Origin of the sequence: Micromonospora sp. U56, from assembly GCF_018070095.1 — a bacterium.
Lineage (GTDB): Bacteria > Actinomycetota > Actinomycetes > Mycobacteriales > Micromonosporaceae > Micromonospora > Micromonospora purpureochromogenes.
Genome location: NZ_JAGPYL010000286.1, coordinates 1 through 690 on the forward strand (window position 1 = coordinate 1; position 690 = coordinate 690).

Sequence of the window (690 nt, forward strand, 5' to 3'; positions counted from 1 at the left end):
TGTAGGTGAAGGTGAGCTTGCGTCCGGAGATGTCGGTGATCTGTGAGACGTGGTCGATGATCTTCGGGTTGGTCAGGTTGGTCGCACCGGACACCCGGGCCCAGGTGGTGTCGTTGATGTAGTCGTAAGCCTGACCCTTGGCGTAGTAGTCCAGGGTCAGGGTGATCCGGCCGGTCGGGTCGGTGATGTACTTGAGGAACTTGGTCGGCTTGTTGTTGCTCTTGCGCTCCTCGTAGGTGAAGAGCATCTCGTTGCCGTTGTTGTCGACCGTGCTGGAGAGGAAGCCCTCGCAGTCGTAGTAGAACTGTGTGCGGTCCGGCTTGGTCAGCCGCCAGGCCCGCCGCTCCTGCGTGTTCGGCTTGCAGTCGAGCGCGGTGACCTTTTCCAGGTAGAGGTGCACACCCTTGGGGCTCTTCCACTGCGAGGTGGCCGCGTCCCAGGTGAACCAGTGGCTGGTGCCGTCGCCGTCGGTCAGGGTGACCTTCGTCGGGTTCGGGTTGGGGTGGAAGTCCAGCGGGGTGCCCAGGCGCATCATCGACGACGCCTGCAGCGACCAGCCGAACCCGGCGACCGAGTCGGTGGTGTCCAGCGAGTTGTAGGACATCCGGACGAACGTCGACAGGCCACGCGACGGGTTGTTGAACGCGTTGTACGACCAGACGGTGTTGCCGGCGAACAGGTTGTTCATCA

1 protein-coding gene is annotated in these 690 nt (G+C 62.6%); it reads right to left on the bottom strand.

Features of this window, described 5'->3' with window-relative positions; all coding sequences use genetic code 11:
* On the bottom strand, nt 1-690 hold a 690-nt coding region (locus tag KBX37_RS34015), incomplete at both ends, for a hypothetical protein (protein WP_210779904.1).